19 protein-coding genes are annotated in these 24,954 nt (G+C 46.5%); 14 read left to right on the forward strand and 5 right to left on the reverse strand.

Going from position 1 to position 24,954, the window contains the following annotated elements; translation table 11 throughout:
- Nucleotides 1-54: 54 nt before the first annotated feature.
- A complete protein-coding gene (locus tag XBJ1_RS01115; RefSeq protein WP_012986867.1) occupies nucleotides 55-1,404 on the forward strand; it encodes an MFS transporter in 1,350 nt (449 codons plus the stop codon).
- A complete protein-coding gene (locus XBJ1_RS01120; protein ID WP_012986868.1) occupies nucleotides 1,401-1,805 on the forward strand; it encodes a hypothetical protein in 405 nt (134 codons plus the stop codon). Before XBJ1_RS01115 ends, XBJ1_RS01120 begins: the two co-directional genes overlap by 4 nt.
- 88 nt (nucleotides 1,806-1,893) lie before the next feature.
- Here the strand turns inward: XBJ1_RS01120 and XBJ1_RS01125 are convergent, their stop codons facing one another.
- The 5 genes from XBJ1_RS01125 to XBJ1_RS01145 form a co-directional block, all read right to left on the reverse strand.
- A complete protein-coding gene (locus tag XBJ1_RS01125; RefSeq protein ID WP_012986869.1) occupies nucleotides 1,894-2,100 on the reverse strand; it encodes a 2-hydroxymuconate tautomerase family protein in 207 nt (68 codons plus the stop codon).
- Nucleotides 2,101-2,123: 23 nt separating this feature from the next.
- A complete protein-coding gene (gene yhjD, locus XBJ1_RS01130; protein ID WP_012986870.1) occupies nucleotides 2,124-2,981 on the reverse strand; it encodes an inner membrane protein YhjD in 858 nt (285 codons plus the stop codon).
- 161 nt (nucleotides 2,982-3,142) lie between these two features.
- Nucleotides 3,143-7,591 (reverse strand): hemagglutinin repeat-containing protein, encoded by a 4,449-nt coding sequence (locus XBJ1_RS01135; protein ID WP_012986871.1) that lies wholly within the window; start codon nucleotides 7,589-7,591, stop codon nucleotides 3,143-3,145.
- Nucleotides 7,592-7,690: 99 nt separating this feature from the next.
- Nucleotides 7,691-9,361: a ShlB/FhaC/HecB family hemolysin secretion/activation protein gene (locus tag XBJ1_RS01140; protein WP_012986872.1), complete on the reverse strand. Its 1,671-nt coding sequence runs from the start codon at nucleotides 9,359-9,361 to the stop codon at nucleotides 7,691-7,693.
- Between the two features lie 716 nt (nucleotides 9,362-10,077).
- Nucleotides 10,078-10,596: an Hcp family type VI secretion system effector gene (locus XBJ1_RS01145; protein ID WP_012986874.1), complete on the reverse strand. Its 519-nt coding sequence runs from the start codon at nucleotides 10,594-10,596 to the stop codon at nucleotides 10,078-10,080.
- A 921-nt stretch (nucleotides 10,597-11,517) separates the two neighbouring features.
- Between XBJ1_RS01145 and tssB the strand changes: the two genes are divergently transcribed.
- The 12 genes from tssB to vasI are packed head-to-tail and all read left to right on the forward strand — an operon-like array spanning nucleotide 11,518 to nucleotide 24,950.
- Nucleotides 11,518-12,015, forward strand: a complete 498-nt coding sequence (tssB, locus tag XBJ1_RS01150; protein ID WP_012986876.1) for a type VI secretion system contractile sheath small subunit — start codon at nucleotides 11,518-11,520, stop codon at nucleotides 12,013-12,015.
- A gap of 20 nt (nucleotides 12,016-12,035) precedes the next feature.
- Entirely contained in the window at nucleotides 12,036-13,514 is a 1,479-nt protein-coding gene (tssC, locus tag XBJ1_RS01155) for a type VI secretion system contractile sheath large subunit (RefSeq protein ID WP_012986877.1), read from the forward strand.
- A 2-nt stretch (nucleotides 13,515-13,516) separates the two neighbouring features.
- On the forward strand, nucleotides 13,517-13,957 hold the full coding sequence (tssE, locus tag XBJ1_RS01160; RefSeq protein ID WP_012986878.1) for a type VI secretion system baseplate subunit TssE: 441 nt from the start codon (nucleotides 13,517-13,519) through the stop codon (nucleotides 13,955-13,957).
- A complete protein-coding gene (gene tssF, locus XBJ1_RS01165; RefSeq protein ID WP_012986879.1) occupies nucleotides 13,958-15,790 on the forward strand; it encodes a type VI secretion system baseplate subunit TssF in 1,833 nt (610 codons plus the stop codon).
- Nucleotides 15,754-16,806 (forward strand): type VI secretion system baseplate subunit TssG, encoded by a 1,053-nt coding sequence (gene tssG, locus XBJ1_RS01170; protein ID WP_012986880.1) that lies wholly within the window; start codon nucleotides 15,754-15,756, stop codon nucleotides 16,804-16,806. Before tssF ends, tssG begins: the two co-directional genes overlap by 37 nt.
- 5 nt (nucleotides 16,807-16,811) lie before the next feature.
- Nucleotides 16,812-18,107 (forward strand): type VI secretion system-associated FHA domain protein TagH, encoded by a 1,296-nt coding sequence (gene tagH, locus XBJ1_RS01175; protein ID WP_012986881.1) that lies wholly within the window; start codon nucleotides 16,812-16,814, stop codon nucleotides 18,105-18,107.
- Nucleotides 18,091-18,645, forward strand: coding sequence for a type VI secretion system lipoprotein TssJ (tssJ, locus tag XBJ1_RS01180; RefSeq protein WP_012986882.1), 555 nt, complete (start codon nucleotides 18,091-18,093; stop codon nucleotides 18,643-18,645). Before tagH ends, tssJ begins: the two co-directional genes overlap by 17 nt.
- A 2-nt stretch (nucleotides 18,646-18,647) precedes the next feature.
- Complete coding sequence (tssK, locus tag XBJ1_RS01185) at nucleotides 18,648-20,000, forward strand: type VI secretion system baseplate subunit TssK (protein ID WP_012986883.1); 1,353 nt, start codon at nucleotides 18,648-18,650, stop codon at nucleotides 19,998-20,000.
- A 2-nt stretch (nucleotides 20,001-20,002) separates the two neighbouring features.
- Nucleotides 20,003-20,770, forward strand: a complete 768-nt coding sequence (gene icmH, locus XBJ1_RS01190; protein ID WP_012986884.1) for a type IVB secretion system protein IcmH/DotU — start codon at nucleotides 20,003-20,005, stop codon at nucleotides 20,768-20,770.
- Between the two features lie 9 nt (nucleotides 20,771-20,779).
- Nucleotides 20,780-23,494 (forward strand): type VI secretion system ATPase TssH, encoded by a 2,715-nt coding sequence (tssH, locus tag XBJ1_RS01195; protein ID WP_012986885.1) that lies wholly within the window; start codon nucleotides 20,780-20,782, stop codon nucleotides 23,492-23,494.
- Nucleotides 23,494-24,288: a Fis family transcriptional regulator gene (locus tag XBJ1_RS01200; RefSeq protein WP_012986886.1), complete on the forward strand. Its 795-nt coding sequence runs from the start codon at nucleotides 23,494-23,496 to the stop codon at nucleotides 24,286-24,288. Before tssH ends, XBJ1_RS01200 begins: the two co-directional genes overlap by 1 nt.
- A complete protein-coding gene (gene vasI, locus XBJ1_RS01205; protein ID WP_012986887.1) occupies nucleotides 24,285-24,950 on the forward strand; it encodes a type VI secretion system-associated protein VasI in 666 nt (221 codons plus the stop codon). Before XBJ1_RS01200 ends, vasI begins: the two co-directional genes overlap by 4 nt.
- Nucleotides 24,951-24,954: the final 4 nt, after the last annotated feature.

Consider the following 24,954-nt stretch of genomic DNA (forward strand, 5'->3'; position numbering starts at 1 on the left):
ATATTCATAGTCTTAACGGGTCAAGAAAGCCTAAACTCCGCAGTGGAGGGCATAATGACTTATCGTTATCGTATTGCAATAATTTTTCTGGTTGGTTTTTTTATAGACTGTATCAACATTTTTATGTCAGCTATAGCTTTACCGGATATCGCACGTAATTTATCAGTTTCGGAATCAACAGTGACCTGGGTTGCGAATAGTTACCTATTGGGATTGACTCTCATTATTCCTATCAGTAACTGGTTGGCAAGTCGGTTTGGTACCCGCCAAATCATGACTGCATCCATGTTGGTTTTCTCAATAGCCGCGTTCTTTGCGGGTATGGCGACGCATTTTTTCAGCCTGGCACTATTCCGTTTTATACAAGGTCTCGGTGGAGGGTTGTTGATTCCTGTTGGACAGGCTCTGACTTTGAGCCTGTTTAAAAAACAGGAAAGAGCAAAGATTTCAACGATTATCATGGCGGTCGCATTAATCGCCCCAGCAGTCTCTCCGGGAGTGGGGGGGATAATCGTAGATCATTTCTCTTGGCATTGGGTGTTTTTCAGCAATATTCCTTTTAGTCTTATCGCAGCTCTGTTGTCATTTCTTTGGATTAAAACGGAAAAAACAACGGCTCCTAAACCTGATTTGAGTGGTCTATTTTTGGTAAGTTTGTCGCTGGCTTCTCTTTTACTCGGTTTGTCGCTCTATGCTGAAGCAAGCACTAAATTAGTGCCTTACATATTGGTTATCACAGGAGTCTTGTTTGCTTTACTTTATGTTCGCCATTACCGCCGCATCAATAATCCGGTACTCGATTTAAACATTCTGACCAACATCCGGATGCGTTTTTCAATATGGGTCTATTACGCTGTACCCGGTGTATTTACCGGAGTGAACCTGCTCAATATCTTCTATCTGCAACAAGAACTGAATTGGTCTGCGGAGAAAGCCGGATTGCTGATGCTTTTTTATGCAGCCGGTTCCTTCTGTGCGATATTAATCTGTGGCCGAATATATAACCAGTTGGGATCGGTACGTTTGTTCTTTGCCGGTCTCGTCTTACATGCCGCAGGAATTGCCATACTCGTTACTGTAAATACCCCTCAGGATCAGCCTCTTCTGATTATGGCATACCTTTTGATGGGAATCGGTGGGGGGATAGGCGCAAATACCGCGCAAACCACGGCGATGCTGGATTTTGAAGGCGAGAATTTATCCCGTGCCAGCACGATCTGGAATCTCAATCGCCAGATATGTTTTAGTATTGGCGCCACTATTTTTGCCATGATTTTTAATGTATTGCAGCATCAAACTACTCCGGCAACGGCTTACCATCTCACCTTTATTATTGCGGCAATTTCAGGTTTATTGCCCCTGTTAAAATTGCGCCAACTGGCTAAGAGTCGGGAGACTGTATGAACAACCAAAAAGAGTTAATTGCGCATCAAAGCATCATGGAACTTCACCAATGGATAGAAGACGTATTTACCAATGATCAGCAAAAAGGCGCTGTGTCTCTGGAAAAACTGCTTTCTTGCTTCAGCCCTGAATTCAGCATGATTACAACCCGTGGGCATATTGCTTTTTTTGTTCAGGTCAGTGAGCTGTTTCATCAGAATATAGGCTATAAACCCAGTTTAAAGATTGAAATCGATTCTATTAAGACACTGGTTAATACTGGCGATACGGTGGTATGCCAATACAGGGAAACACATTGCATGAATGGCATAAACCAATCACGTTGGTCTGTTGTCATCATTGAATTTAAAGAGGGAAATGCGTTATGGCGTTACCTTCATGAAACCTCGATTGTGGTTTAAACATGATGCAGTACCAAATGAGTAAATTTTCCCAAAAAGGGCGAGCAAATTCGCCCTTTACATCGATATACTATCCGTCAATTGTCGGCTACTTTTTCGCAGCAGCCCTGACTTCAGTTACACTTTTACCGCCAATGCCCCAGTTATCCGTTTCAACTTCATCAATAATGACAAACGTCGTCGCCGGATTTTTACCCAGTACATCCACCAGCAGCTGGGTTGCACCTTCAATCAATTGCTTCTTCTGCTCGGCAGTCGCACCTTCGCGGGTGATTCTGATGTTTACAAATGGCATACATGACTCCTTTTTTTGGTTTGTTATGATGTTTTCTCTGCCGTGGCAATCCAAGCAGCACAAAACAGTGTCAGACGGGCAAAGAAATAGAAAAATGCCATCAAGCCAATGACCGAGCCGAAGGCGGCGCCAGAAGGTGAACTGGCAAGTTTTGGCAACATGATCGTCATAATATATTTAATGATCTCAAACCCAATTGCGGCCATTAAGGTGCCCTGAAACAGCGCTTTCCGCTCAGGTTGATGCCGGGGTAAGATCCACAATATCCACAGAAATAACAAATAATTGGCAGAAATGGAAATGGTCATGCCTATCAGTGTCCATGCAGGGCGCAGCCATTCAATACCTTCTAATCCAAAGGCATGAACGAGGGTTGCCTGAGCAGATCCGGCGATAGAGGTCAGAGAAAGCGTTATCACCAATGCGAACAGCAGACCAAATAGGGAGAAAAAATCGCGGATATACTGAGAGTAGATTTTTTCTTTTTCTGCATGATGACGTTCCCAGACATCGCGGGATTGGGCGAGGATGGCTTCGCGTAAGTTGCCTACCCAGTTCACACCTGAATAGAGTGCGATTGCCAGACCCGTCAATCCAACCGTCGTTCTTTGATTCACCGCAGTATCAACACTGTTTTTCAGCGTGTTAGCCAGCGATGGGTCACTGATGCTGTTAGCAATACCATTGATCAACCTTGTCAGCAAATCAGGATTGGATGCCAGTACAAAACCGGCGATGGCAAAAGAGAGCATCAAGATTGGGATGAGAGATAGAAATGAAAAATAAGTAATGGCGGCACCGAACTGGCTTCCCATCCGATCATTGAAGCGCTGGGCAGCCCGAATCAAATGGGCAATAAATGGAACAAAATCTCTTGGCATTACATTCCCTTAATTCTGGTTTTGCCTAGTGTACTCATTATGTTAGCGCTATGCGCTAAATGGGTATGTGGAAAAAGAGTAACAGGCAAAACAGAAAAGGCAACAAATACGGTAGCCGCATGATGGGCTACCGTACTGAGGAACAATCGAATAAATGCTGATTAATCTAATTGATGGCCTTTGATCCCACTGTGGGTAGCAGGAGTTGCTGTATCGTGGCTCTCATTTTTTACGAAAGGAATTTTTCCGGAAAAAATATCTTTTTGTGCAGCACCGGCAAGACCTACCATGGAATCTGGCAGATTAACACCGAGGTTTCTCCCCTTATCGTATCCAGTCACAGGCTGATGCCCAATCTGCTGGGTATTCACTGATACCGTCCCTTGTGCACTGTCAATTTTACCACCGACTAAATAGGTTTTTCCTGCAACATCCAGATTAACGCCGTGAGTACCGGTCAGGGTGGATTGCTCACCAGTGGCTTCTCTGTCTAGCGTATCGTAATTGCCTTTCAGTTTACCGCTGTAACCTTTGAAAGCGGCGGTCAGTTGGTCTTTCAGTCCCGGCACCTCTTTTTTACCATCTGCTGCTGCGGTTTCAGGCGCTGTTTCTGATGAACTGCTATTGGCGGTCGGTACAGGAAGTGTAGCTTTATCGTCCCCTTTGACTGTTTTGCTGTAACCCAAACCAGCATCCAGACCGACATTCAGGCTATGTGTACTGTCTTTAAGGCTTTCAACATTGAGGTTGCCGCCGACATTACCTGTCACGCGATCGGCAGTAACATTGGTGCCTTTGAGTGAAGTATCGCCACCGCTGGTCAGCGTGACGTTACCGCCGGACACATGGCCGTTATGGTATGTCATTGTATCCAGACGATTGACACCGAATTTCACTTCACCACCAATGTTATATTTGTTATCGATGATTTTGTTGCCAGCCTCACTGCTGCCAGTGGAATTGTCAGTTGCCGCATTGACACTTCCTGCGCTATCCCCGCTTTCATTGTTTCGGGCCTTGCTGGACATACCCCCTTTGCCCTTGAGACCAACATTCCAGCCATTGTTGTTGATGGTGTCCTGAGCGGAAGTCAGTTCAATTTTCCCACGTTGTGCAGTTAAATCGACTTGCTTACCAGAGACATCAGAACCTTTCAGTGCCAGATTATTGCCTGCATTCAGGTTTACACCCTGTCCCGCTGTGAGGGTACTGGTTTGAGCCGTCGTGCTGGTCTGCTGGTCAGTGTTATAACCACCGCCAGCGCTGGCACTGAAATTCTTACCATCCGGGTTGGTTCCCACGGTCAGAGAAATCTCTCCATTGTGACCTGTACGGTTTTGCTCGTTGCGGTTAGTGGCTTGATCAAACTGGATATTTTCTTTCGCATTGATGTTTGTACTGCCACTGCCAGCATTCATGGAGGTGCCTTGGTAACGGGCGTCTCTGGTCACTTGGATATCAATACCGTTTTGTGCCTGAACCCCGCTGGTCACGGCATTAGCACTGCTGTTGGAGGTTGCCTGATAACTGCCATCACCTTTGCCATTAACGGAAATATCACTGCCGGTTGAGGTGTAAACGCGCAGACGGGCGTTGCCAGTGGTGTCAGAAGAATGGCTATCTTTACGATTGTAGGCGGCTTCACTGGTATGACTGCCGGCTGTCAGTGACACGTCTCCTGTATTGGCTTGATATTGGGTTCCTTGATCGTAAACATCACCGTTAGTGGTGACTTTGACGTTACCCGCCTGGATTGAAGTGACGACTGCGTTTGACTGGCTATTGCCGGTATAATGGCTGTTGCCTTTGGCCGCTAACTCAAGGCCGGCATTCGGTAAGCCAATTTTGGCAATGGAAGTATCCAATTTCTTCTCACTGGCCGCTTTGGCTGTTTTTTCTGCCGGACGAGTCGTTGCACTGTAATCGGCTGAACCACTGATTTCACTGTCCACCTGCAACTGATTAGTGGAGTTTGATTCCGTATTTTCTGTCGCCAGATTTTTGATGCTCCCGGCATTGGCCTGATAAACACCATTGATCTGATGCTGAGTGCCTTGCTGCTTTAACTCTCCTGTTGCATTCAATTCAAGATTGCCGGTAACTTGAGTCTTTGACACTACAGCCGTGGTTTGGTTTTGGGACTGGCCATGACTTGCGTAACCACCTTCAATACCACCACCGAGCCTATCCATACCACCGGTCAAGAACAGACCGCCACGGCCTTTTACTTGTGAGTTTTCGGTTGATGTCCTGTTTTCCCCAGAGAGTAAATTGATATTGTTCCCGGTGACTTTGGCATCCCCTTGTGTCGTCACTAATTTGGAGCCGGTGACGGTGACATTTTCGCTTGCATTGAGGGTGAGGTTGCCACCGTTCAATTCTGATGGACGCTGCGTTGTGACATCGGTTTTCTGACCATCACGCGTGTGCTCTAGGCCGATACCGACACGGTACTGCTTGTCTTCTGCTTCATGGGCGTAATATTGCCAGTTTAGATCGGTCTTTTCCTGATGATGGCTATTCTGCTCACCATAAGCCAGCACATTGATGTTGCCTGATGTATTCATTTGCAGCTCACCCGCACTTTTCACCAGACTACCAATGATATTGATATCTTTATTACTGAGTAATTTCAGGTCGGTATCGGAAACCAGCTGACTATTGGACGTGGTCTGCTGTGTATTGTGTTCTTGGTTCGAATTTTTGGTGATGTTAAATATCGTACCGGTTCTTTCATTCACTTTCTTATAGGAGTTGTTAACCACGTTATCAATGATTAATTGCCCATCATTTGCTTCAACATAAGCTCCCTGTTGTGCTCTCACTTTACTGCCGGTAATAGTGACACCATTCATTCCCGACAGCAGCAAATGTCCGTTCGCGTTGATATCAGAGATATGATGAGTTTCTTCTTTATTGAGGTTATCTTTGTTACTGCCGCCCGCAATGCCACCCCAGTATTTTTTATTCTTAGCAATGCTTTGATTATCAACAAGAGATTGAGCCGTGATTTTCGCCTGCTGACCGGCAGAAACAATCAGGTTTTTGCCGGAATTGACCTGAGAACCGATAATTTCAGCATTTGCCCCTGCATTGATGCCTAAATCTCCCCCTGCACTCAATTCACTGCCGATGCTTCTCTGGGCAGTATGGTTTTTGTTCCAGTTTCCGGTCTGCAAACCAACAGTGTGGTTCTTCTTATAGCCTTTCTCGGCTGTTACTTCTGATTCCAGCAGACCCGCCAGTTTCACATCTTTCCGGGCGGATACGGACAGTTTATTGCCAGCGCTGATTTTACTGCCAAGCACTTCTGCATTACCTTCGCTGGCTGTCAGGTGGACATTTTCATGCGCCTTGATGGTATTGCCTTCATGATGGTATTTTTCACTTTCTTCAGTAACATCGTACTGCCAGGATAATTTCCATTCATTTTTGGTGTTGCTGGTAAGCTGGTGGAGTTGCTGTCCATCCAGTTTTAGATCAGCACCGGTCAGCGTGACATTATCCCCTACAATATCGGTCGCCATAACGCGGTTATTCTGCTTGGCCACCAGCGTAATATTCTTGCCTTCCAATTGGGTACGGGCAATGGATTCACTGATTTGCTTCTGTTGGGCATAAAGACCACTGAAACTGCCTTGGTGGTTGTCACTGCCGTCTTTGTCTGATGAGGATTGATTGAGGCGTCCTTGGGACAGAACATTGTTGCCTTGCAATGTGATATCCCCGCCTTTCAGATTAGCGGCCTGCAAATTCACATCCCCGTAAGACTTAATATCAATACTGTCATTGGCCGTCATCTTGCCTTGCAGATTGACGCCGCTGCCTTCTGCGGTATTCAGCAGGCGAATACGTCCGGCCTGCATACTGCCGAGGTAATAACTGTCGAGCACACCAACATCTGCTTGTTGTGATGCCAGAATTTTTCCATCGGCTGAAATCTGGTTATTACCTGTCGTGATATTGATTATTTTGGCGGTGATTTCCCGACCATGACTATCAATTTTGGGAGCAATCAAGTTCAGAACGTCAGTATGTGACAAGCCATTGTTTTTGATACTCAGCGCATTTTGGTTGTTAAAAGTATTGAATCCTTGCAGAACGCCATTTTCAACTAACGGATTACCGACAACCAGAGAGGCCTGATTGGTATTGATAAAACCGCAGCCGTTGCAGGTAATACCATTAGGGTTTGCCAGCACATAATCGGCGGCTATCCCGAAAATTTCTTGTTGACCGAGCAAGAGTGAAGGGTTGCGGCTGATCACTTCATTTAAAATCACACTGGCGGCCTGCCCATTCAGATTGCTGTTGGCCGATAACTGGCCGGCTAATTCTGATGAGCCATCGATCAATGAGTTATTTAATACCGCCCCCATCTGATTAACGTTGAAATCCTCATATTGGTTATGGGACAGCCCTGAGTCAGAAGGTGCTACGATATTCACTACCGTAGCACCTGTATCCGCGAGGGTAACATCAGGGCGATGTCCTGCATCACCTCCGGGCGTGATTCCGTTGGCAAAACTGACTGAACAGGTTGTCAGAATAATTGCCATGGATACGGCAAGTTTTCCCGTAGGAGATAACTTGAATTTTTTTTCTTGCATATTATTACCTCTGTTTACTTTCTTCTATTGCCATGTGCAGCCCCCTGAGAATAAAACCCCAAGTTGACTACGGTTAAAAAATGCTAATTGCTACAAAAATTAAAAGGTGTAAGAAACGCGTGTTAACAATTGCATGGACTCATCCTTGTCTCTATTTTGATGGGATAATAATTTGCCTCGGCTGACCTCGATATCGGCAAGCAGACGCTGATAGCGCCATGTCAGGCCAGTACTTAATCCGGCACTACTTTGCCAGCCATTCTGACTGAGATAACCTTTGACCCGTCCGATGTCCACTCCTGCCCGCAGGTCAAGCGAACCTTTGAGTATCGGTATTGAGTGGGATAAGGTATTTCTCAGATACCAGCCGTTATCACCGGATAACGTATTTTTACTGAATCCTCGTACTGCATTGCGGTCGGTGATATTGAGCCACTCAACACCGGGTAGTCCGTTTGGGCTGTACTGGGTATAAAATTGGTTATTGAGCCGGTAGGACATATCAAATAGTCTGAAGCGCTGCTGTAAATTGACGGATAACTTTCCTTTGGTAAATTGCTTATTCAAGTTGTCGGTTGAGGTTTGCGCACTGAACCACGGTGTTCCCTGTTCAATGCCTGCGTCAAAAGTGATAAGGCCATTCGCAATGATTTGTAAGTGGCTTATGCCCAGTGAAAACACGGTTAATGTTTGACTGCTGTGACTGAGTTTGGCGCTATCGAAGTAGTTGTTGAAATTCTTGTAAACAAGCTGGGTATTCAATGTCGAGATTTGTGATTGATTGCGGTGGAATACCCAATCCATACGCATACCCGACTGCTGTGAATTCCCATACAGTTTGTGCACATTATGCTGTAGCTTTGGATGGCTGATATATCGGGAATAGCTGGTAAAACCGCTGAAAGTCGCAGCACCGTATGGAAGTGAATAGAACAGAGTCGCCGCCCGATTATATTGGGTGTCGGGGTTATCGACGGTACTGATGCCGCTGAGACTGATAAAGTCGGACAACCCCAATGGGCTGTCCATGCTGGCATTCAGTCGGCTTATCCATTTACCTGTGCTTTTTTGCCCGTAGTTATCGGTTATTGTAGATATTCTCCACGGGGTGGAATGCTGGTTACTCAGCCTGATGACTGAACCGCCATTGACCTTACCGGGCAGAATATCGAGCGTTGCTTTATTTGATTGCAGACGATTCGCCTGATCCAGCCCTTGATCAAGCTGACTAAGATTCAGTGGCTTATTCGTCAGATGAGGAAACAGCATCCGGCTATTGATCCAGCGATCACCACCTTCAATGGCCTCAATAAAACCTTCGACAACATTAATTCCCAATTCCCCATGATGGCTGGGAGGAATAAATTGCACCCGCGCCGTAATATAGCCCTTGGCAATATAGAGGTTAGTAATTTCTGCTGACAGTTTATTGATATCATTGCTGGTAATACAGTTGTCAGGCAATGTGCTGAGTGTATTCAGATCAGTCAGAGTCAGCAGCGTAATGCCCTGGAGATAGACGCCGCGGATATCCAGACATACTGGCGCTTCTACCAATACTGGAGAGACGGTCTGAGGCGAAAGGGCACCGGAACGATTGACTAATCCTTGGTGACGGCGTTGTTCAATTAACTGGTCTATTTCCCTTGAACTGTCTTGTAAAGTCCTTCTTGTCTCATCTGTCGGTAATATGACATTGAGTTCTTCAGGTGACGCTTTTACCTGAAGGGCGGTACATAATAAGATAAAAATTGCCGTCTTTTTAATCATGGGAATACCCAAATGACAATGGTTGATCCGAAAACGTACAGTGTTAGATTAGGTTTAAGTATGATTTGTTAATTAAATATTAAAGCATAGAAAATATTTTATTTTTCTCCGATTGATGTATATATTTTGCCCAATCTTGTGGTTTGTAATTATATATTTACCTTAATGATTTATTATGAATCGTTTTGGTTATGTCCTATATTATTTTTAAGGACTAAGTCAAATGCAATTCGTGCTTAATTGAAATTTCAGTAGGATAGCGATAAAACAACAAAGTCCTTTTATTACTTTGTATTTTTAATTTAAAAATTTCACTTATATCACTTTGATTGCATGTTATGGGAAGGCGTTGACATATCACTGTGTTCAATGAATTCAGCGTGGATTTTAGAAAAATTTGAGGTCAGAATGTTATATGCGGTTTTGGTGCGATTGTTCAATAAATCATCATGCAAAAGTGGGTGCTGGCGTAAAGCAGTATCAACAAGATAGCATCAGTCAGATTGGTTACGTACGTAATCATGTATTTATGCATCTCTGTTTAGCATAAAAATAATCACTATATAAAAATCTGACATTTATAGAAAATCAAAGAAACAAATATGAAAAAGAAAAATAAGAATTGACGGATGAAATAATAAGTTATTCATTTATTCAGCCAATGAATAGTATTCATTGGCTGAATGGTTATTACTTAATACTTAATTAATAAGATATTAAGCAACAATTGGCGCACGCCAGTCATCAGAACCAGAAGTACCTGCTGTAGTGTGTTCCCAGTTAATCTTACGATAAGAAAGAGACACACGAATTAATTGAGTAAATTCTGCTTTTGATGGATCTTGGCAATGTGGCATTTTGCAATCAATGTCAACAATAGTTGCATCTTCAAGTTTGGTCGTGAAGAAATGCTCTTGTTTACCTTCGATTGAAGTACGGTACCATTTCAATTCAACAGTAGGTAACATTTCGCCAGAAGCCAGTGCGTTGTAAAGCAGAGGAACGGCTTTGTTCAATGCAACGGTGAAGCGGAATGGTTTATGCGCACGCTGGCCAGAAGGCTGACCTGACTGTGGATCAGTTGGGACAGTGACAATGTGGTCAAATTCTTGAACCAGCATTTCGTCTTCGTGACCTTGAACGAAAATATTACCTACTGATTCAGCAGTGAATGCACCAGCAGTAATATTGCCCTGAGTTTTTCCATTGATGGAAATATAACATGGAGTTGGCATATGAATATCCTATAAATTTTTACCAATGTATAAGTGTAAGTGCTCATTCCGTGAGTGATAGTTTCATTCTATAATTAAATAAAACTGTCGCCGCCGAACACTCGGAGCGAATAATAAAGCTGAAATCGTGTAATGCAAAGTAATTTGCAAATTGCAAGGCAAGCTCTAATTCAATGACAAATAAAAATTTTATAATCATTGCCGTTGTGAAATTTATAGCTGAGTTTTTATAAAAAACAAACCTATTTAACTGGTCAATAAATGATCTTGATTTTTTAATTAAATTTAACTAATTAATATTTATATGTTTTTCATTTTTTAATGAAATATTTTTCATGATCATTTGAAAAATGTTAACTGGATCAAAAAATTCGATTAATTCGAACTGTAATGCCGAATAATTAATCTAAATAAAATAAATATTGTTATTGATAGTAGTTATGATTCATGATTCATTGGTTGTATTTTATTCTCATAAAAATGAAAAATATTACCTTTTATACAATTGATAGGTAATTGGCCTGCATACTCATGCAGAGCGTAAAACCAAATATTTATCTATTTTCAGGAGGATAAAAACGCTTATAATTTACTACAGGTTGACATAGGGATATTAAAAGCTGGAATAGAGGGAGTTATCAATTTATGTTTAGGCTTTACATCAAAAAAATAAAATGTCAAACTCGGGCTTGACGATTTTTCATATCGATGTTACCTCCACGATTGGATAGGATATTTCTGAGTGTTTATATATAAGAAGATATAAAATCCATCCGTGACTGACAAATACGATTGTTTTTCTTAGCCTATTTTTTTTAGGGAGATGTTTTGTATTTGTTATATGGGTAAAATTAGAATAATTCTCTCACCAATAATGGGTTGTTAGACAGTTCATGGTTGTATTAGCCAAAGGATTAAAATATGAGTAAGAATAGTCCAGGTAGCGTAGCTCCGAAAGAAAGAATTAATATTAAGTATGTTCCGAATACGGGTGACCAGACCGCAGAAGTCGAATTACCGTTGAATCTTCTGGTTGTCGGTGATTTGAAAGGAAAGAAGGAAGATACGCCAATTGAAGAACGGCAAACAGTTTCAGTCAATAAGAACAATTTCAATGCCGTAATGAATGAGGCGAACATCAATCTGACTTTTAACGTCCCTAATCGTCTTGATGAAAAAAATGAAGAAGACATGCCTGTTAATCTGGAAATTAAATCACTGAGTGATTTTTCACCGGATAATATCGCAAAAAAAGTGCCTGAATTAAATAAACTTCTGGAACTGCGTGAGGCATTGGTTGCACTAAAAGGCCCTCTGGGAAATATCCCTGCATTTCGTACTCGCTTGCAGTCGCTTCTGGATGATGAATCCGTGCGTGAGCAACTCCTGAAAGAACTTGAAATCGTCAATAAAAAATAACTGGTTAAAGGAATTTTTAAATGGCTCAGCACGAAGAAAACAGCACCGCTCTTGCTTCTGGCGCAACGACCTCCCTGCTTGATGAAATTATGTCTCAGGCAAGAATCACACCAGAAAATGACGGCTACTATATCGCAAAACAAGGTATCGCTGCGTTTATCAGCAGTATTCTGGACACAGGCGCTAACGAAGAACCGATCAACAAACTCGTCGTTGATAAAATGATCGTTGAGCTTGATAAAAAGCTGAGTGAGCAGATGGATGAAATCATGCACGCGAAGCCGTTTCAGGAGCTGGAATCCTCATGGCGTTCACTGAAAATTCTGGTGGATCGCACTGATTTCCGTGAAAACATCAAAATCAACATCATTCATGCTACTAAAGATGAAATGCTGGAAGACTTTGAGTTTTCGCCTGAAATCATTCAGTCTGGTTTCTACAAACACGTCTACTCTACAGGCTACGGTCAGTTCGGTGGTGAACCTGTTGCTGCCGTCATCGGTAACTATGCATTCACCAATTCCTCACCTGACATCAAACTGATGCAATACGTCAGTGCTGTCGGTGCAATGGCTCACTCACCATTCCTTTCTTCCGTTTCACCTGAGTTCTTTGGTGTTAACAGTTTTACCGACCTGCCAGCCATCAAAGATTTGAAGTCTGTCTTCGAAGGCCCTTCACATACTAAATGGCGTGCACTGCGCGAATCTGAAGATTCTCGCTATCTGGGTCTGACAGCACCCCGTTTCCTGTTGCGTCTGCCTTATTCCAGCGTTGAAAATCCAATCAAAAACTTCAACTATCAGGAAAATGTCAGTCGTGACCACGAGCATTTCCTGTGGGGTAACACGGCTTATCTGATGGCGAGTTGTCTGACGGACAGCTTTGCTAAATATCGCTGGTGTCCAAACATCATCGGTCCACAGAGCGGCGGTACGGTGAGCGATTTGCCTGTGCATCTGTATGAGGCAATGGGTCAGGTGCAGGCTAAAATCCCAACTGAGGTTCTGATCACTGACCGTCGTGAATTTGAACTGGCAGAAGAAGGCTTTATTACGCTGACCATGCGTAAAGGCAGCGATAACGCCGCATTCTTCTCTGCAAACTCAGTTCAGAAGCCAAAAGTTTTCCCGAATACCCGTGAAGGTAAGATTGCGGAAACCAACTACAAGTTGGGTACGCAGCTTCCATACATGTTCATCATCAACCGTCTGGCTCACTACATCAAAGTATTGCAGCGCGAACAGATCGGCTCTTGGAAAGAGCGTCAGGATCTGGAGCGTGAACTGAATATGTGGCTGAAACAGTACATTGCTGATCAGGAAAACCCGCCAACTGATGTTCGTAGCCGTCGTCCGCTGCGTGCAGCTGAAATCAAGGTACTGGATGTTGAAGGTGATCCAGGTTGGTATCAGGTGGCTATGCAAGTTCGCCCACACTTTAAATATATGGGTGCAAGTTTCGAACTGTCACTGGTTGGACGTTTGGATAAGGAATAATTATGGCTGCGCTGTACAGTTGGAACAGGGGCAGCTCTGCCAGTCTGTTCGAGCGCATTCAAGGGAAGGGCTCCGGCTCTTCCCGTCAGTCAAGGATGCGTTCACTGCTTGATTCTATAAAGAAGCATCTGAAGGAAGTGCTGAATTCTCGTCCTGGTGCCTGTCAGAGTGCTATTGATCTGGGTGTTATTGATCTCAATGACGCGACGGCAACATCGGTGGATTTTAAGCAAAGCATCGAGTGGGCGATAGAAGAGTGCATCAGAAATTATGAACCCAGAATATCAGCGGTTTCCGTCAGCGCCATCAACGATGATTCAGATCCGTTGCTGTTGAGCTTTCACATCAGCGCTGAAATCTTGTTGGATGATATCAACGATATTGTGGAATTCAGCATTCAGTTGGATAACAACCGGCGCTATTGCCTGGAGCGAACTCAATAAATGTCATTTGAAAAATATTTCAGAGATGAGTTGAATTATCTGCGACAACTGGGGAAAGAAGCCGCAGTTGAGCGTCCTCATCTTGCCGCATTTCTGTCTGAACAAGGTTCTGACCCCGACGTTGAGCGTTTGCTTGAAGGTTTTGCATTCCTGACTGGCAATCTACGGGCAAAGATTGATGATCAATTCCCCGAACTGACTCATGGCCTGCTCAATATGCTTTGGCCTAATTACCTGCGTCCGACGCCCAGTATGACTATCATCGAGTACACACCCGATGAGAGCGTCGTGACGAAAGCGACACCGGTCAAGCGTGGCACGCAGATTATGAGTAACACGCTGTCAACTCATGATGATATTTATTCGAACGAAAAATCGGGTGGTAAAAGAGACGAACAAGGCCGCTGTACTTTTACGCTGTGTCGTGATGTCTGGCTTTTCCCTCTCTCCATCCAAGACATTTCTGTCAATAACAGTAATGAGCAAGGCATCATCGGCCTGAATTTTGCGTCGAAAACTGAACTGAGCCTGCATGAACTGGAACTGGACAAACTGCGTTTTTACCTGAGCGGTGATGACTATACCACTTCTCAGCTCTACTTCTGGCTCTGTTATTACTTCAGAAAAGCAGAACTGGTGGTTGGCGATAAGGTAATCCCACTACCGGATTTTGATTTTGTGCCGGTAGGGTTTGAACGGGAAGATGCCCTGTTGCCGTACCCCAAAAACGCTTACATGGGATATCGCATTTTGCAGGAATATTTCTGTTTTGCGGAGAGCTTCCTGTTTTTTGATGTGAAGGGTTTCCCAACATTACCTGAAGATCTTAAGACCAAAGATTTCAAACTGAATTTACATTTTTCTCAGGCATTACCACCAGAAGCCAAGATTCGGCATGATACTTTCCGTCTGCACTGTACACCAGCCATCAACCTGTTTCCGATGGACAGTGAAGCTATTGAACTCAATGGCAGCCAGGCTGAATATCCATTGAAGGCCAGTTATAGCCTCCCCGATAACTACGATATTTTTTCCGTCGATGGCGTTGAAAGCTGGTTGGCGGGTGAAAATGGTGAACGCAGTCGGGCACGTATCGGCGAGCGTGTCTATACACCGTTCGAAAGTTTCAATCACCAGATTGATGACGAAGATGAACGCTCAATGCGTTATTACCGCCTTCGGGTGAAAGAATCGCCTTTCCGTCGGGGGCTGGAACATTTCATCTCATTTGTACGGGGAGATGAATCGGATCTGCTCAGACTCAAACTAAAAGAAAATGTTTCTATCAGTTTGACATGTACTAACCGTGAATTGCCGTTGCAGCTGCGTGTTGGCGACATTAATTACCCATCCATCGGCAGCCCGACATTTGCGACATTCCGCAATATCACGCGCCCGTCAGTGCCACTCTATCCTCTTCTGGATGGCGGTCTGCACTGGTCGCTACTGTCAAACATGTCGCTGAACTATATGTCATTGCTGGATAAGGACGCGCTGAAGCAGGTACTGCGTACCTATGATTTCCCGAGTATCCATAACCGACAGTCCAAACGGTCATCGCAGAAACGGCTTGATGCCATTGAAAAGATCGAGACAGAGCCGACAGATCGCCTGTTTCGTGGGCAGCCCGTTCGCGGCTTGCGCTCCACGCTATATATCCGGCAACAGGCATTCAGCTCAGAAGGCGAGCTTTATCTGTTCAGTACGATTTTGTCACGGTTTTTCTCACTGTATGCCAGCGTCAACGCTTTTCATATGTTGAAGGTAATCAATTTAGATAATCAGGAGTGTTATGAATGGCCGGTACAGATAGGTCAACACTCATTGATGTAATCACTGAGCAAGATCCTGCCACACCCTTGGCATTGGACATTTCACAGTACAACTTTTATCAGTTGGTTGAGCTGCTCAATCAGCTGGCGGTAGCGTGGGAAAAAACGGGAGAGACCGATCGTCCTGATCGTGAGTCTGTTCGTTTCAGAGCCAGTGCCAGTCTGGCATTTCCGACTCGTGACGTGATCTCACTCTCGCAGACCAGACGGGGTTATTTTGAGCTGGAAGTCTCCTTTATGGGGCTACACGGCAGTCAGTCCCCGATGCCAGGTTACTATCTCGATTCGCTGGCTTGGGAAGAAGCGCAGAACGAAAACCGACTGACGGATTTTCTCAACCTGTTTAACCATCGCTTAATCACGCTTCTGCATCAGATCTGGCGGAAATACCGCTATTACGTCTGCTTTAAGAAGGGGGGAGAAGATCATTTTTCTCAGCGCATGTTTTCCCTTGTGGGTCTGGGGAGCGATGTCAACCGCCGGATGCTGAACATTAATCACAGCAAAATGCTGGCCTATGCAGGGCTGCTGGCAAGCCCCGGCCGCTCGCCGGAAGTGATATGCAGTTTGGTTTCCCACTGTTTTGATTTACAGGATGTCACCCTGCACGGCTGGCAATTCAGAAAGGTCACTATTCCCCTTGATCAGCAGAACCGCTTGGGAAGCGAAAGGAAAGGACAGGTAATCGGTGACTCTAAACTGTCCATGCTGGGGCAGAATTTCACCATTGGTTCATGGGTCGGCGATTACAGCGGGAAGTTCCTTCTCAGCATCAATAATCTGACTCGTGATCGGTTCCTGTCTTTCCTGCCGGATGGAAAGAATTATGCCCCATTGGTGATGTTTATTTCTTTCGTCATGCGCAGTCAATTTGCATGGGAATTGCGTCTTGGTCTGGCAGAAAATCAGGTCAGCGGCATGGTATTGGGGGCGCAGCAGAATAACCATCTGGGGTGGACTAGTTTTCTCGGCGAACCGGAAAAGAAACCTTTTGTCACAATTTCAGTTATGGAATAACGACTATGGAAAAACAACAACCAACGCTTTCATTGCGGGTTCTCAACAGTGAGCAACTGGAAAGTGGCAGATCCGCCAGTTGCCTGTTTTCGGCACAGGGCGGTACGGTCGGTAGCAGTGAAAGTCACCTGTGGTCTGTTCAGGATCAGCAGGGAAATATTCATCCATCACAATTCTCCGTGCAGTGGCGGGATGGTGCATTCTGCCTGCAAGTACTCGCAGAACCTGTGCAGATCAACAATGCCGCATTAACGCCTCAGTCAAGTCTGATCCGTTTGCAGCAGGGAGATCAGATTAAGGCGGGTAATCTGTCTATTAAGATCCACATCAGTTTTTCTGATGCAGATCGTGTTGATCCTTCGACGGTATCACCTGAATCCTTGGTATCGAGTTACAGCAACCCGCTGGATGCCATGATGGAAGGCGCAGTAGTACAAAAAGCCGTGTTTGCCGACGATAACAGTATTGCTCCAACGATCCAGCATAGTTTCAGCGATGACCCGCTCAGGGTACTCGATAGCGAAAGCCTGACCACGCTGAAGCAGCAGGTTGAAGCTGATGATACTGAGCAGCTTTTGCCGCCGGATCATTTCCAATCACCCCCATTTGCTAACCCTATTTCTGATAACCGAGGCAGTGTTATGGATCAGGAGTTCCTTGATTTACCGGGTATCACTTCCGAGCGGCAGTACGCAGATATGGATGTTGATCATGTTGCCATTACCCCTCTCATGCGTGGGCTGGATGCACAGTTACCTCTGCATGACAGCCAGCAGGCTAATGATTTTCTGCAAGAGATGGGCAAAACCATGAAAGCCGCCATTGAAGGGTTATTGGCTCTCCAGCGTGAACAGCATGGACTGCGTGATAAACAACTACGCCCCATCGAAGATAACCCTCTGCGCCTGAATATGGATTATGACACCACCATGCAGGTGATGTTCTCGGATCAGAAAAGCCCGGTTCACTTGTCTGCACCTGCGGCCGTCTCGGAAAGTCTGCATAACCTGCAATTGCATTATCAGGCCAATCGGGAAGCCATTTCGGCAGCATTGGACACCATGCTGGAAGCTTTCTCCCCTGATCAATTGCTCCGTCGCTTCTCACATTACCGCCGCAGCAACGAAGTCAGAAATAAAGATGCGGCCTGGGCGTGGGAAATGTACACCAACTATTACCGTGAATTAGCTTCCAGCCGCCAGCAGGGGTTCGAAAAGCTATTCCGTGAGGTGTATGAGCAGGCTTATGACCGCGCACTGCGTCAGGGCTTAGAGGACTCCAGCAATGAAACGTTCCGCTAGTCATCGTGTATGGGCTGTAGGGATTTTATTGTTGTCAGCGATGTTGCTGAATGGCTGTAGCGGTGCATGGAACGCGACAAAGAAAGTCGGTCAAGTGATCTGGGATCCTTCCACACCAGTAGGAAAACCGGATGAACAGGCTTCTGTTGCCAACATTACGTTATTGGCCGAACCGAATATCAACCCCAATGAAAGTGGTGAAGCGGCTCCTGTTGAAATGAATCTGGTTTATCTCAGTGAAGATTCTCGTTTTTTGGCTGCTGATTATGACCAGCTTGAAAGCGACAAACTCGAAAAAGCACTGGGGAAAAATTATATCGATCATCAGGATTACACACTATTACCGGGGCAATACAAGCCCCTGTCAACGCTGATATTGGAAAAGAATAACCGTTACATCGGTGTCATCGTTCACTATGCAGATGCAAATCAATCTGAATGGAAAAAGATCATCCGAGTAAAAGACATCGGCCGCCATTACAACATCTTGGTGCATGTCAGAAATAACGACGTCGAACTTAGAAAAGAGGAGGAGTAGTCATGCCAGGCAAAAATCGGGTGATTTGGCACGAAGGATTGTTCATCAAGCCACAACATTTTCAACAACAACAAAAACATAATGATTATCTGGCTCATAGCCTCGTATCGGTGTTGGCCGCTTATGGTCACGGTTTCAGCTCCTTAAGCATCAATCAGGATCTGCTCAATTTAGGGCGCATCGGCATTACCGAAGCCAGCGGCATCATGCAGGATGGCACGATATTCTCTGCACCCAGCCAAGATCTGCTGCCAAAACCGCTGGACATCGAAAGCGTCAATGACCTGAAAAGCAAAGACATCTATCTGGCATTACCAATGTCCAGCGATACCATTCGGGAAATTGCTGACAAGGAAGCGGAAATGCAAAGCGCGGTACGTTATCGGGAACTGCCGAGCGATGTCCGTGACCTGCATACCAAGGGTGGCGATTCCTTTGCCCTGAACCTTGCGCAATTGACGCCGGTTCTGATGCAAGGCTCCGAAGATATGAGTGCTTACACGGCGATCCCGCTGTGCCGTATCAAAGAAAAACAGAAGGATGGCACTATCGTTCTGGATAGCGAATTTATTCCGACCTGTCTGTCTATCTTTGTCGCTGACAAGTTAAGACGTTTTATGGTGGAAATCGACGGCCTGCTGACTGAACGCTCAAGAACACTGGCCAAACGCATTGGCTCACCGGGTCAGCAGGGCGTTGCGGATGTTGCGGAGTTCATGATGCTTCAATTGTTGAACCGCGTGCAACCTCTGTTCAACCATTACGCAAAACAGACTGTCCTGCACCCGCTGCATTTATATACCCAACTGCTCCAGACCTGCGGTGAGCTGAGAACCTTCACCGATGCGAGTCGCTTACCGGGGAATGTGCTGGCGTATGACCACAATAATCTGACGGATACTTTCCAGGACGCGATGCATGCCATTCGTGATGCACTGAACGTTGTTCTGACACCGCGTGCAACGTCAATTGTCCTGAAACAGAACGAAGGTGGTATCCGCGTGGCAACGCTCCACGACAACGATCTGCTGCGTAAAGCCGAATTTGTACTGGCTATCAGTGCAAGTACGCCGCAGGAGCAATTACGTCGTCAGTTCGTGCAGCAAACCAAAGTCACCTCGATGGAGAAAATCCGCGATCTGGTCAGCGTTCAGTTACCGGGTGTGCCACTGATTGCATTATCCGCGGCTCCGCGTCAGCTGCCGTATCACTCTGGATACACCTACTTCCGTCTGGATCAGAAGAGTCCGGCATGGAAAGAGATCCAGCAGGGGAATTCCATCGCATTCCACGTATCAGGGGATTTCCCTGACTTAGATATGCAGCTCTGGGCTATCAGGGGCGGTAAGGAATAATCATGAGTGATATCAATGTTGGCAGTCCGTCACTGGAAAAGTCTGAGACGCTGAAAACGTTTCAGCGCCAGTATCAGCTACCGTTGCGTGGTGAAAGCCTCAACCCGATGATCGATGCGGCCACTCCCTTACTGGGAATGGTTCTGCGTTTGCAGGATATGAGTGATCAGGCACTGCCAGATAAGCTTTACCAACAGGTTGTTACTGACATTCGAGCCATTGAGCAGTTTCTGCAAACCAAGGGTTATGAACCCGGCGCGATTGTTTCATTCCGTTACGTACTATGCACCTTCATTGATGAAACCGCGTTGGGGCACGGCTGGAACAGTCAGAATGGCTGGTTGAAGCAATCGTTGCTGGTTCACTTCCATAATGAAACCTGGGGAGGCGAAAAAGTTTTTGTATTGCTCGAACGCCTGATGGGGGAGACCCAGCGCTACCAGCACCTGCTGGAGTTCATTTATCTCTGCCTCTGTCTGGGTTATCGCGGACGTTACAAAGTCAGCACCCAGAAAAGCGATGACTTTGATCGCCTGTTCCGTCGCTTGCAGCAACAGCTTCACTCACTGCGTGGAGAAGCTCCGCCGACCACGCTATATGTCGATATCAACGAGCGTGATGAGCGTTATCGTCTGAGCAGACGTTGGACCATCAAGCACCTGTTTTGGATAAGTGTAGGTTTACTGGCTGCCATTTACAGTTTCTATGCCATCCGCCTCGGTGATCAGACCCAAGACATATTAAAGCAGCTAAGTAACTTATTGAGATAGGAAGTCGTCATGATTCAGATTGATCTGCCCACTCTTGTAAACCGTTTAAACCCGATGACCCGCCATGCACTGGAAGCGGCGGCGGCATCCTGTGTCAGCCAACAGCAGCCTGAAATTACTGTTGCACAACTGTTGTTTCAGATGATCGACACACCACTCAGTGATGTGCGCCTGATCCTCAATAAGGCAGACATCGATAAAGATCTGCTGAAAGAACAACTCGATCAGATGATGCCTCATCATCAGGCGATTGTACAAACCTACCCGAACTTCTCACCGATGCTGGTGGAATGGTTACAGGATAGCTGGCTGCTGGCTTCTACGGAGATGCAGCATACTGAATTACGCGGTGGCGTCATGCTGATTGCTCTGCTGTTCAGTCCAATGCGTTATCTGACTCCACAGCCCGCGCGCATGCTGGCGGGTATCAACCGTGAATTGCTGCGTCAGAACTTTACTGAATGGACGAATGGCTCTGCCGAACAGCCTTTCAGCGGCGACGATAAAAATGGGCAGGGCGTCCATCCGGCAAACAGCGACAGCCTGCTGGCGCGTTTTACCCAGAATATGACTGAACAGGCGCGTCAGGGCAAACTTGATCCTGTGCTGTGCCGTGATAACGAAATCGATCTGATGATCGACATTCTCTGCCGTCGCCGCAAAAACAACCCGATCGTCGTGGGTGAAGCGGGGGTGGGTAAAAGTGCCCTGATTGAAGGTCTGGCGCTGCGCATCATCAATGACCGCGTACCGGATAAATTGCGCCACAGTGAACTGATGACACTGGATCTGGGGGCATTGCAGGCAGGGGCTGCGGTTAAAGGTGAGTTTGAAAAACGCTTCAAAGGCATCATGGCTGAAATTAGTCAATCATCTAAGCCGATCATCCTGTTTATCGATGAAGCGCACACCCTGATTGGTGCCGGTAACCAGGCTGGCGGACTGGATATTTCCAATCTGCTGAAACCTGCATTGGCACGTGGTGAACTGAAAACCATCGCAGCGACTACATGGAGCGAGTACAAAAAATACTTCGAAAAGGACGCAGCACTGTCTCGTCGCTTCCAATTAGTGAAAGTCTCTGAGCCAAGCGCGGAAGAAGCCACTGTGATCATGCGTGGTTTGCGCGCCATTTACGAACAGGCGCATGGTGTTCTGATCGATGATGAAGCACTGAAAGCCTCTGCGGTACTGAGTGACCGTTATCTCTCTGGCCGCCAACTGCCGGACAAAGCGATTGACGTACTGGATACCGCCTGTGCCCGTGTCGCCATTAACCTGACATCGCCACCACGTCAGATCTCCTCACTGACGACTGAATTGCACCAGATGCAAATGGAAATCGATGTTCTGAAAAGAGAACAGCGGATGGGGCTGAATGAACATGCGGACAGACTGGAAGAACTGCAAAACCAGCAGGTAGAGATCCAAGAAGAACTCGTCACGCTGGAAAAAAACTGGCGGCAACAGCAAGAGTTGGTGACACAGATCATCGAATTGCGCGGCCAACTCCTGGCGGATAGCGACGAGTCAGTTGCAGCAGAAACGACGGATAAAACCATCGAAAATGCGGTTGAAGAGACGGCTCAAGACGCGAAAGAGCAGGAAGCTATTGCGCAAGACGAGCCAGAAGCCGCCGCTGATGAGCAATCCCTGATCGAAAAACTGGCTCTGCTCAACGCACAACTGACAGAGTTACAGCAGAAGCAAACGCTGGTTTCTCCCCATGTAGACAAAACGCAGATTGCCTCGGTTATCGCTGAGTGGACGGGCGTTCCATTGAACCGCCTGTCACAGAGCGAACTGTCTATCGTGACCGAACTGCCTACCCATCTGGGACAAAGCATCAAAGGGCAGGATGTTGCGATCCAGAACCTGCATAAACACCTGCTGACCGCTCGTGCAGATTTGCGTCGTCCGGGACGTCCTCTGGGCGCATTCCTGCTGGTGGGGCCAAGTGGTGTTGGTAAAACCGAAACCGTGCTGCAAATTGCTGAACTGATGTTTGGGGGGCGCCAATACCTCACCACCATCAACATGTCTGAGTTTCAGGAGAAACATACCGTTTCCCGCCTGATTGGCTCTCCCCCGGGCTACGTAGGTTATGGGGAAGGTGGTGTACTGACCGAAGCCATTCGCCAGAAACCGTACTCCGTTGTGCTGCTGGATGAAGTCGAAAAAGCGCATCCTGATGTACTGAACCTGTTCTATCAGGCCTTCGACAAAGGCGAACTGGCCGATGGCGAAGGGCGTATCATCGACTGTAAAAATGTCGTGTTCTTCCTGACTTCTAACCTTGGTTATCAAACTATCGTTGATCATGCCGAGCAGCCAGATCAACTTAACGACCTGCTCTACCCTGAACTGGCCGCGTTTTTCAAACCCGCATTGCTGGCGCGTATGGAAGTGATCCCTTACCTGCCTTTGGGTCACGAAACGCTGAAAACCATCATTCAGAGCAAGCTGGCTCGACTGGATAGCCTGCTGTCTCAGCGCTTTAACGCCGAAGTCACGATCAGCGATGACGTATCGGAAGAGATCCTGCAACGTGCCACCCGTGCGGAAAACGGCGCCCGTATGCTGGAATCCATCATTGATGGTGCACTATTACCGCCTGTTTCATTACTGCTGTTGCAGAAAATGGCCGCAGGCACCGCAATCAGTGCCATTCGCTTAACCGTAGCAGAACATGAGTTCCATGCTGAGGTTGAGGAGGCAGAATAATGAAACAGCGGCTGAAAAGCGCGTTAGCGTTATTAGATGATGACACTATAGAACAACTGGTTGACCATTTTCTGCTGGTAAGCCAGAGCTCGCGTTTTGATGCCCTGTTAGTTTTCTTGCTTAACACCAATGAAAACAGGCTGGAATGCTACAACCTGCCGGAACTCCACCAAGCCAGCTCACGCCGGCTGAATGTAGATATTGATGACGTCAATAACCCGCTGATACAGGTTCTGCGCAAGGGAACCCCGACGGTATGGGATTCCCTGAATCACGGCGCGCGTATTGACGACGTGCATTTCCGCACGTTTGTTGCGGAACTGCCGCATAACTGCGGGTTGTATGCCATTCCCCTGTTTGACTGTAACGGACAGGCCTGCGGTGTGATTGCCATTTTTGCCGAACATGTCAGCCATTTTATCAATAATGAAAACATGTTCGGCCTCTATTGCCATGTCATGCAGCACCGCCTGAAAAAGTTGCAGGAACTCGAGCAACTGCGTGGGCAGTTACGTCAAATCCGTCAGGTATTTCAGGTTCAGCAACAGAAAGAAAAACAACTGGATGAACTGCTTGCCTCCCTGAGTGGATCGAAACCCGCAGGAGTGAGCCGTATTTCTGTGGATTACAGCCACATCGATAATCTGCCAAAGGCCATCGAAGAATTTGAAAGCGCCGTGTTGGTTCAACGTCAGCGTCAGTATGGCAATGACACCCGACTGATTGCCCAAAGTCTGGGGATTGCCACGCGCACGTTGGTTTACAAACTGGCTAAATACGGGTGTAGATTATGAATATTGTATTAATTATCAGCTCATTGCTCGCGTCATTGACGGGTGATCCCAAACTGGCGAATCTGGTTGAGCCAAAGGAAGTGGTCGCACCCAAAGAAGAATACACGGACGAAATGCAAAAATGCCGTTTTGAACCGTCTCCACTTGTCCGGCTGGCGTGCTATGACCGTACGGTAAATAACCTGAAATTTAACGCCCTGCAAATCCCGATGGAAAACATGGGGCTTGTGTGGCGACAGGCGATGGAGCAGGAAATGAAACGCACCGATTACTCTACTGGCTTCATTGTGACGCAGGGAGAAAATGGTGAGGCACCCGTGATCCTGACCACACCGGCGGTGGGGGTTCCGCCTCCTCGTCCGGTCCTGATGCTGAGTTGCATTGACCGCATCACCCGTTTGCAGGTGGCGCTGCCTAAACCGATGGGATCCGGTACGGTCACTGTGACTACGGACAAAACCCAATTCAAAACCGAGTGGTTCCTGCGGGAACACGGTTACTTATGGGAATCCAGCCGCGGCTTGCCGGGCATTGAGGAAATCAAGCGCTTAATGAACAGCGATCAGATGACCATCACGGCTCGCACTGGCAGCCCGATAACCTTTAATATTTCTCAGCTGGAGCAGGCCGCGAAACCCTTACGCGATGCCTGCCGTTGGTAACCGA

It is taken from the genome of Xenorhabdus bovienii SS-2004, from assembly GCF_000027225.1.
GTDB lineage: Bacteria > Pseudomonadota > Gammaproteobacteria > Enterobacterales > Enterobacteriaceae > Xenorhabdus > Xenorhabdus bovienii_C.

Coding starts and splice junctions, on each gene's coding strand:
- XBJ1_RS01115 (WP_012986867.1), top strand. CDS start 55: ATGACTTATCGTTATCGTATTGCAATAATTTTTCTGGTTGGTTTTTTT.
- XBJ1_RS01120 (WP_012986868.1), top strand. CDS start 1,401: ATGAACAACCAAAAAGAGTTAATTGCGCATCAAAGCATCATGGAACTT.
- XBJ1_RS01125 (WP_012986869.1), bottom strand. CDS start 2,100: ATGCCATTTGTAAACATCAGAATCACCCGCGAAGGTGCGACTGCCGAG.
- yhjD (WP_012986870.1), bottom strand. CDS start 2,981: ATGCCAAGAGATTTTGTTCCATTTATTGCCCATTTGATTCGGGCTGCC.
- XBJ1_RS01135 (WP_012986871.1), bottom strand. CDS start 7,591: ATGCAAGAAAAAAAATTCAAGTTATCTCCTACGGGAAAACTTGCCGTA.
- XBJ1_RS01140 (WP_012986872.1), bottom strand. CDS start 9,361: ATGATTAAAAAGACGGCAATTTTTATCTTATTATGTACCGCCCTTCAG.
- XBJ1_RS01145 (WP_012986874.1), bottom strand. CDS start 10,596: ATGCCAACTCCATGTTATATTTCCATCAATGGAAAAACTCAGGGCAAT.
- tssB (WP_012986876.1), top strand. CDS start 11,518: ATGAGTAAGAATAGTCCAGGTAGCGTAGCTCCGAAAGAAAGAATTAAT.
- tssC (WP_012986877.1), top strand. CDS start 12,036: ATGGCTCAGCACGAAGAAAACAGCACCGCTCTTGCTTCTGGCGCAACG.
- tssE (WP_012986878.1), top strand. CDS start 13,517: ATGGCTGCGCTGTACAGTTGGAACAGGGGCAGCTCTGCCAGTCTGTTC.
- tssF (WP_012986879.1), top strand. CDS start 13,958: ATGTCATTTGAAAAATATTTCAGAGATGAGTTGAATTATCTGCGACAA.
- tssG (WP_012986880.1), top strand. CDS start 15,754: ATGGCCGGTACAGATAGGTCAACACTCATTGATGTAATCACTGAGCAA.
- tagH (WP_012986881.1), top strand. CDS start 16,812: ATGGAAAAACAACAACCAACGCTTTCATTGCGGGTTCTCAACAGTGAG.
- tssJ (WP_012986882.1), top strand. CDS start 18,091: ATGAAACGTTCCGCTAGTCATCGTGTATGGGCTGTAGGGATTTTATTG.
- tssK (WP_012986883.1), top strand. CDS start 18,648: ATGCCAGGCAAAAATCGGGTGATTTGGCACGAAGGATTGTTCATCAAG.
- icmH (WP_012986884.1), top strand. CDS start 20,003: ATGAGTGATATCAATGTTGGCAGTCCGTCACTGGAAAAGTCTGAGACG.
- tssH (WP_012986885.1), top strand. CDS start 20,780: ATGATTCAGATTGATCTGCCCACTCTTGTAAACCGTTTAAACCCGATG.
- XBJ1_RS01200 (WP_012986886.1), top strand. CDS start 23,494: ATGAAACAGCGGCTGAAAAGCGCGTTAGCGTTATTAGATGATGACACT.
- vasI (WP_012986887.1), top strand. CDS start 24,285: ATGAATATTGTATTAATTATCAGCTCATTGCTCGCGTCATTGACGGGT.